Annotated in this window: 6 protein-coding genes and 1 pseudogene; 4 read left to right on the top strand and 3 right to left on the bottom strand. The window is 68.2% G+C overall.

Features of this window, described 5'->3' with window-relative positions:
• Window positions 1–161: 161 nt before the first annotated feature.
• Both Q7P21_RS18445 and Q7P21_RS18440 read left to right on the top strand, forming a co-directional pair.
• Window positions 162–1,121 (top strand): lipid A-modifier LpxR family protein, encoded by a 960-nt coding sequence (locus Q7P21_RS18445; RefSeq protein ID WP_304178810.1) that lies wholly within the window; start codon window positions 162–164, stop codon window positions 1,119–1,121.
• Between the two features lie 137 nt (window positions 1,122–1,258).
• Window positions 1,259–2,137, top strand: a complete 879-nt coding sequence (locus tag Q7P21_RS18440) for a lipid A-modifier LpxR family protein (protein WP_304164333.1) — start codon at window positions 1,259–1,261, stop codon at window positions 2,135–2,137.
• 2 nt (window positions 2,138–2,139) lie between these two features.
• Here the strand turns inward: Q7P21_RS18440 and Q7P21_RS18435 are convergent, their stop codons facing one another.
• The gene (locus Q7P21_RS18435; RefSeq protein ID WP_304178798.1) at window positions 2,140–2,787 is read right to left on the bottom strand and encodes a glutathione S-transferase family protein; all 648 of its coding nucleotides are present in this window, start codon (window positions 2,785–2,787) and stop codon (window positions 2,140–2,142) included.
• A gap of 136 nt (window positions 2,788–2,923) precedes the next feature.
• Between Q7P21_RS18435 and Q7P21_RS18430 the strand changes: the two genes are divergently transcribed.
• Window positions 2,924–3,964, top strand: a complete 1,041-nt coding sequence (locus Q7P21_RS18430; protein ID WP_304178785.1) for a ribonucleotide-diphosphate reductase subunit beta — start codon at window positions 2,924–2,926, stop codon at window positions 3,962–3,964.
• Between the two features lie 3 nt (window positions 3,965–3,967).
• Here the strand turns inward: Q7P21_RS18430 and Q7P21_RS18425 are convergent, their stop codons facing one another.
• Both Q7P21_RS18425 and Q7P21_RS18420 read right to left on the bottom strand, forming a co-directional pair.
• Window positions 3,968–4,564: a bifunctional 2-polyprenyl-6-hydroxyphenol methylase/3-demethylubiquinol 3-O-methyltransferase UbiG gene (locus Q7P21_RS18425; RefSeq protein ID WP_304178771.1), complete on the bottom strand. Its 597-nt coding sequence runs from the start codon at window positions 4,562–4,564 to the stop codon at window positions 3,968–3,970.
• Window positions 4,565–4,574: 10 nt separating this feature from the next.
• The gene (locus Q7P21_RS18420; RefSeq protein ID WP_304171333.1) at window positions 4,575–5,810 is read right to left on the bottom strand and encodes a dicarboxylate/amino acid:cation symporter; all 1,236 of its coding nucleotides are present in this window, start codon (window positions 5,808–5,810) and stop codon (window positions 4,575–4,577) included.
• 112 nt (window positions 5,811–5,922) lie between these two features.
• Between Q7P21_RS18420 and Q7P21_RS18415 the strand changes: the two are divergent.
• A pseudogene (locus tag Q7P21_RS18415) lies at window positions 5,923–6,626 on the top strand (AMP nucleosidase); the annotation flags it as partial.

The following is a 6,626-nucleotide window of genomic DNA, read 5'->3' as shown; positions in this document are numbered from 1 at the left end:
GGTGGCGAGGGCATGGCCGTCGTGGTCGACATGAGCAATGGCGAGAAGACCGACTACGAGGAATGCCTCGCCTGCCAGTAGAAGCCGGCTGCGGCCGGCCCTCAAACCGGTCATGGTGAAGGCCTGACGGCGCTCCGGGGGGAGCGCCGCATGGGGGCGTCATGCGGGTTCTGGCCATAGTCGCCATTGTGACAGGCTGCGCGGTCGGCACCGCCGCCGTCAGCGCCGCCGTCCTGCCCGATGTTCCCGTGATGTCGCCTGGAGATCAGGCCTTCCAGGAAAGCTGGGGGCGGCTGCGCGAGGCCGTCTATGCCAAGAGCGAGGCTGCGGCCGCCGAACTGCGCGAGGCCGCCCAACCGATCCGCCAGTCCGAAGGGCCCGCCGCCGAGGCCGGGGTCGAGGCGCCCCTGACCCAGCCCGCCTATAGCGGCACGGCCCTGGACAGTCCGGGCCTGCTGACCCGCGAGACCTATGTTCCGAACCAGGGCCTGGCGCGCTGGAAGGTGACGGAGACCGCCATAGCCCGGCCGGCCTCTCAGGCGATCGACGCCGTGCGCCTTTCGGTGGGCCAGGTGGTCCGCACGCCGGGCGGCTTGCCGCCGCGCCCTGGCGACGCGTCCGCCGCCGTCGACACCGCCGCCTATGAGGTGACCTACACCCGTGGCTGGCCTCGGGTGATGGCGGCCGGCGGCTACGACCTGTCGGTCACGCCCCACGCCGGGGTGGGGATCTCCAACGCCGGCGGCGAGGCCGAGGCCGGGGCCGTGGTGCGTCTGAGCCGCCGGGCCGAGGCGTGGCTCGACCAACTGGGCGCGCCCAGCGGCGACAGGTTCGGGACCCAGGGGCGCTGGTACCTGTTCGGCGCCGCCAGCGGCCGGGCCGTGGGCCTGAACATGCTGCACGACAAGGAGCGGGGCTGGACCCAGGGCGGGCTTTCCACCGACAGCGCCTCGGCCCTGGTCAGTGATGTCCAGGCCGGCGTCGGCTGGCGCAAGGGCTCGGTCCAGGCCTCGCTGGCCTGGCTCAGGCGCAAGGTGAAGGGCGCCCAAACCCTGATCGGCCTGGACAATCGCGACGACACCGCCGTGGCCTTCACCCTCTCGATCAAACCCCGGCGATAGCCGGCGAGCCCTGCCCGGCCGATATGCGTTCGGTGACCCATGGTCGCGGGAACCATGAAACCCCTTGCGTCGTTGGCTTGACATGTAATCGTGCCATTGGAGCCGCGCGCATGGCGCAGCGGTTGAGGAGAGACCTGATGAGGTCGTTGGCTGGGCTGGCCATCGTCTTCGGCGCGATCGGAGTTGCGGGTGCGGCCTCGGGGGCCTGCGCGCAGGCGCTATCCCCCATGGGTGATGGCGGCGCCGCTCTGTTGATGAACGCCGCCTTCTCCCAGGCGTCGCGGACCGACGTCACCGCCAAGAATGAAGACCCCATCGGCGCCCTGCTGGACCACGACACCGTCCGCCACGGCGTCGGGGCCACCGGCTGGACCTCCAGCGAGATGTCCTTGGGGCCGTCGCAGGGCGGCGGCGCAGTGAACGGCCTGCGGGTCTCGGTGGGCGGCGCCTTGCGCGGCCCCGACGGCCGGCCGCTGATCCGGGCGCCCCTCGATCAGGCCGAACTTGAACCCCAATCCTATGAAGTCGCGCTCACCCGCGACTGGCCCGGCGCGGTGCGCCTGTCCAGCGGCCGTTACGACCTCGACCTGACGCCCCACGCCGGCGTCGGCGTCACCAGCCTTGGCGGCTCCGCCGAGGCCGGGGCGACCCTGACGCTTGGCCAGAAGACCAAGGACGAGAGCCTGAAGGCCCGGCTCGGCCAGATGGGCGTGCAGGACGGCGGCGATCTCGGCGATGCCGGGCGCTGGTACATCTACGCCGCGGCCAGCGGCCGGGCCGTGGGCCTGTCGATGTTCAAGGACCAGGCGACCGGCTGGGATCGCTCCTGGGCCTCCGACAGCGCCAGCACCCTGGTCAGCGACGCCCAACTGGGCGTGGGCTGGCGCAAGGGCGCGGTCCAGACCTCCTTCGGTTACCTGCATCGCGCCGTGAAGGGTGAGCACATGCTGATGGGCCAGGAGACCAAGGACGATTCGCTCGTCGCCTTCTCCCTGTCGATCAAGCCGCGCCACTAGGTTCAGCCGGTGTCGGCCGGCATGCGCGCCGCCCACAGCTCCGCCAGCCTGGGGTCGGCGTCGACCCGCCGCACAGCCTCCGCCATGGACGGCGCTTCGGCGTAGAACCGGTCCCGACGGGGCTGGAACCGCGACACGGTGGCCACATAGAGATCCAGCACAGAGATCTCGTCGCCCAGCAGAAAGCGCCCGGGCCGGATCTGAGCGCCCATGATCCGCCAGCAGTCAGCGATCCGCTCATGCACACGATCGACCACGGCCCCCTGGGCCGCGCGGTCCGGCGCGAGGCGGGAGGGCTCGTCCTTCACCCAGTAGAGGGAATAGATCGAGGCCGAGACGAAGCTCATCCAGCGCAGGAACTGTCCCCGGCCGGGCGCGCCGGGGTGGGGCGCCAGCCTCGCCTCGGGATAGGCCTCGGCCAGCCAGATCAATAGGGCCGCGCTCTCGGTCAGGACTTCCCCGGACGGCAGCACCAGGGCCGGGACCTGGCGCATGGGATTGGCCTCCAGCACCTGGTCGCCGCTCTGGGGATCGTCCGCGTCCCAGGTGATGGCGTCGATCAGGTCATAGGGCTCGCCGATCAGGGTCAGCGCGGCCTCCACGGCCACGGCGCCCGAGCCCGGGGCGCCAAACAGGGTCAGGTTGGGCATGTGACTTATCCCCCGCTCCATTCACAACATGTTGGGGTGGTGCGTTAACTCGCCGCTAGATGTTGTCGGTGTTCGATGGCTAATGTGGCGCAGATAATCCTACGTCCGTCGATTCCGCCCAGTGGAAAGCCCGCCCGTGACCGCTCCGACTTTCGCCTCTCCCGGCCTGCTCACCCCCTCCTTCGCCTACAAGCCCTTCCGCTATCCCTGGGCCTATGACTTCTGGAAGAAGCAGCAGCAGGTCCACTGGATGCCCGAAGAGGTTCCGCTCGGCGAGGACTGCAAGGACTGGGCGACGAAGCTCAATGATCGTGAGCGCAATCTGCTCACCCAGATCTTCCGCTTTTTCACCCAGTCGGATGTCGAGGTGAACGACAACTACATGGAGCGCTACGGCCGGGTGTTCAAACCGACCGAGGTGAAGATGATGCTGGCCTCGTTCTCCAACATGGAGACGATCCACATCGCCGCCTACGCCCTGCTGCTCGAGACGATCGGCATGCCCGACAGCGAGTTTACGGCGTTCCTGGAGTTCCAGGAGATGCGTGACAAGCACGACTACATGCAGAAGTTCGGGGTCGAATCGAACGCCGACATCGCCCGCACGCTCGCCATGTTCGGCGGCTTCACCGAGGGGCTGCAGCTGTTCGCCAGCTTCGCCATGCTGATGAACTTCCCGCGCCACAACAAGATGAAGGGCATGGGCCAGATCGTCTCCTGGTCGGTGCGCGACGAGAGCCTGCACTGCGAGGGCATCATCAAGCTCTACCACGCCTTCAACGCCGAGACCGGCTGCGTCACCAAGTCGGTGGCTGACGACATCGTCGACTGCTGCAAGACCGTGGTCGGGCTGGAGGACAAGTTCATCGACCTGGCCTTCTCGGCCGGCGAAATCCAGGGCATGACCCCCGACGACATCAAGAAGTACATCCGCTTCATCGCCGACTGGCGCCTGCGCCAGCTGCACCTGCCGGAGGTGTTCGGTGCGCGGGAAAACCCGCTGCCCTGGCTGCAGTCCATGCTGTCCGGCGTCGAGCACGCCAACTTCTTCGAGGCCCGCTCGACCGAATATTCCAAGGCCGCCACCAAGGGCCAATGGCACGGCGACGTCGGCGTCTGGTCAGAGTTCGACAAGATGCTGAACAAGCGGTCGGAGAACGTGCTGCCGGCGGAATAGGCCTTAGGCGACGGTGTGCGCGACCACGATCAGCCAGGTTCGCGCCACCCCGTCATAGCCGCCGCCCTCGCTCTGGGTGATCTTCACTGAGGCCCAGGGGCCGGCGGCCTCATAGGCTGCGGCCAGGGCGTCGCGGCTGGGGAAGTTGTGATAGCGGCCCAGGCTGTCACGGCCTTCGCCATCTCCCGCCTTGAAGTTCGCCTCAAAGCGACTGCCGGGTTTCAGGGCCCGGCGAACCCGCGCCAGGATATTGGGCAGGGCTGAGGCCGGGGCATGCAGCAGGCTGGCCTGGGCCCAGACCCCGTCATACTCAGCTTGCGCATCGAGGTCCTCGAACAGCATCACCCGGACGGGACGGCCCAGCCGCGCCTGCGCCTGGGCGGCGAGCGCGGGGGAGCCGTCGGTCGGGATGACATCGAAGCCGCGCACCAGCATGGCCTCGGCGTCCTGACCGCCTCCGCAGCCGAGCTCCAGGATCCGGGCGCCCTGCGGCATCTGATCGAGGAAGTTCGTCAGCCGCCGGGAGACGTGGCCCTGCGCGGCATAGACCTCAGCCTGCGCCTCATAGAAGGCCAGGGTCTCGGGATCGTGGCCGCCCATTCCCAGGTCCTCAGGCCTTGGCCGGAACCTCGATCTCACCTTCCCAGCGGGCGACGACGGCGCTGGCCACGGAATTGCCGACCACATTGGTCGCCGAGCGGCCCATGTCGAGCAGCTGGTCCACCGCCAGGATCAGACCGATCCCGGCCTCGGGCAGCTTGAAATAGGCCAGCGTCGCGGCGATCACCACGATCGAGGCCTTGGGCACCCCGGCCATGCCCTTGGAGGTCACCATCAAGAGGCCGAGCATGGTGATCTGCTGGCTGAGCGTCAGATGCACCCCGTAGATCTGGGCGATGAACAGGGTGGCGAAGGTGCAATACATCATCGACCCGTCCAGATTGAACGAGTAGCCGAGCGGCAGGACGAAGCTCGCCACCTTGCGCGACACCCCGAACTTCTGCAGCGCCTCGAGCGTGCCGGGATAGGCGGCCTCGGAGGAGGCGGTGGAGAAGGCCAGCAGGATCGGCTGGCGGATGCCGGCGATCAGCCGGAAGGCGCGCGGGCCGACGAAGACGATCAGGGCCAGGAACAGCAGGGCCCAGAGGATGCCGAGCGACAGATAGAAGCCGCCGACGAACTTGGCGTAGGCGCCCAGGATGTCGAGGCCCTTGGTGGAGATGATCGCCGCCAGGGCCGCGAAGATGGCCAGGGGCGAGGCGCTCATCACATAGCCGGTCACCTTCAGCATGATCGCCGCGATCTGCTCGACCAGGGCCAGGACGGCCGGGGCGCGGTCGTCGATCGCCGCCACCGCCGTGCCGACGAAGATCGAGAACACCACGATGGGCAGGATCTCGTTATTGGCCATGGCCTTGATGATCGAGTCGGGGATCAGGTGGGTGGTCAGGAAGTCCTTGAGGGTCAGCTCCGTGCCGGTGATCGTCGCGGCGGCGGCCGCCGCGGGATCGGCCGCCACGCCGACACCGGGCTGAATCCACTGGACCATGACCAGGCCGATGGTCAGCGAGATGATCGAGGCGGTGATGAACCAGAACATGGTCTTCACCCCCACCCGGCCCACGGCGGCGGCGTCTTCCATATGGGCGATCCCGGCCACCAGGGTGGAGAACACCAGGGGCGCGATGATCATCTTGATGGCGCGGAGGAACACCGTGGTGATGATCGACAGATTGCCGGCCACCGCCTTGGCCTCGTCCGCCGGCAGATAGGTGTGCACGGCCCAGCCGGCCGCGACCCCCAGCACCATGGCCAGGACGACAAAGGTGGTGAAAAGCCTGTTCATGGAGCCCCCGGGCGTGTCTTTCAGCCGACCTTTGTCGCCGGGAACCGCCCCGACGTCCATCCCGTCGCCCGGATGGCCTCGAAACCGTCGCCGAGCGGCGCTATAATGGCCCATGACTGCAGAGAATGAAGCGGCCCGCATCGTCGCGCGGCTGGAAGAAGAATACGCCGCCTCGGTCGAGGCCCTGCGCACGGCGCTCAAGATTTTCCTGGCCGGCGGCCCGCCGCCCAAGCCGGAGGTGCGGGCCTCAGGGGCCTTCGTCTATCCGGAGCTCCGGCTCCACTGGCCCTCCGGCCACGGCTATCCGCGACTGTCGCGGGCCTATGCCCGGCTATCGGCGCCCGGCCAGTACGCCGTGACCGTGACCCGCCCCGACCTGTTTCGCGACTATCTGATCGAGCAGATCAGCCTGTTGCTCACCGACTTCGCCGTGACCATCGAGGTCGGTCGCTCGACCCAGGAAATGCCTTTCCCCTATGTGCTGGATGGCGCGGTCGACCTGGCCATGGCCGACGTGGGCGCCGCCGACATCGCCCGCCATTTCCCGGCCACCGAGCTCGCCCACATTGGCGACGAGATCGCCGATGGCTCCTGGACCTTCGCGGCGGACCAAGCCCGGCCGCTCGCCCTGTTCGACGGCCTGCGCACCGACTTCTCCCTGGCCCGCCTGACCCACTACACCGGCGCCCCGGCCGAGCACGTGCAGCAGTTCATCCTGTTCACCAACTACCACCGCTATGTGGATGAGTTCGTCCGCTGGGGCTGCCAGCAGCTGAAGGCGGGCGGGCCCTATACCGCGCTCTCCGCCGCCGGCCG

Source organism: Phenylobacterium aquaticum (assembly GCF_947378715.1).
GTDB lineage: Bacteria > Pseudomonadota > Alphaproteobacteria > Caulobacterales > Caulobacteraceae > Phenylobacterium > Phenylobacterium aquaticum_A.
The sequence above is the reverse complement of the archived record's forward strand: the minus strand, read 5'-3'. Positions and strand labels throughout refer to the sequence as shown.

What these genes read in the sequence shown, in the direction of transcription:
- Q7P21_RS18445 (WP_304178810.1), top strand. Translation starts at nt 162, where the DNA reads ATGCGGGTTCTGGCCATAGTCGCCATTGTGACAGGCTGCGCGGTCGGC.
- Q7P21_RS18420 (WP_304171333.1), bottom strand. Translation starts at nt 5,810, where the DNA reads ATGAACAGGCTTTTCACCACCTTTGTCGTCCTGGCCATGGTGCTGGGG.
- Q7P21_RS18440 (WP_304164333.1), top strand. Translation starts at nt 1,259, where the DNA reads ATGAGGTCGTTGGCTGGGCTGGCCATCGTCTTCGGCGCGATCGGAGTT.
- Q7P21_RS18435 (WP_304178798.1), bottom strand. Translation starts at nt 2,787, where the DNA reads ATGCCCAACCTGACCCTGTTTGGCGCCCCGGGCTCGGGCGCCGTGGCC.
- Q7P21_RS18425 (WP_304178771.1), bottom strand. Translation starts at nt 4,564, where the DNA reads ATGGGCGGCCACGATCCCGAGACCCTGGCCTTCTATGAGGCGCAGGCT.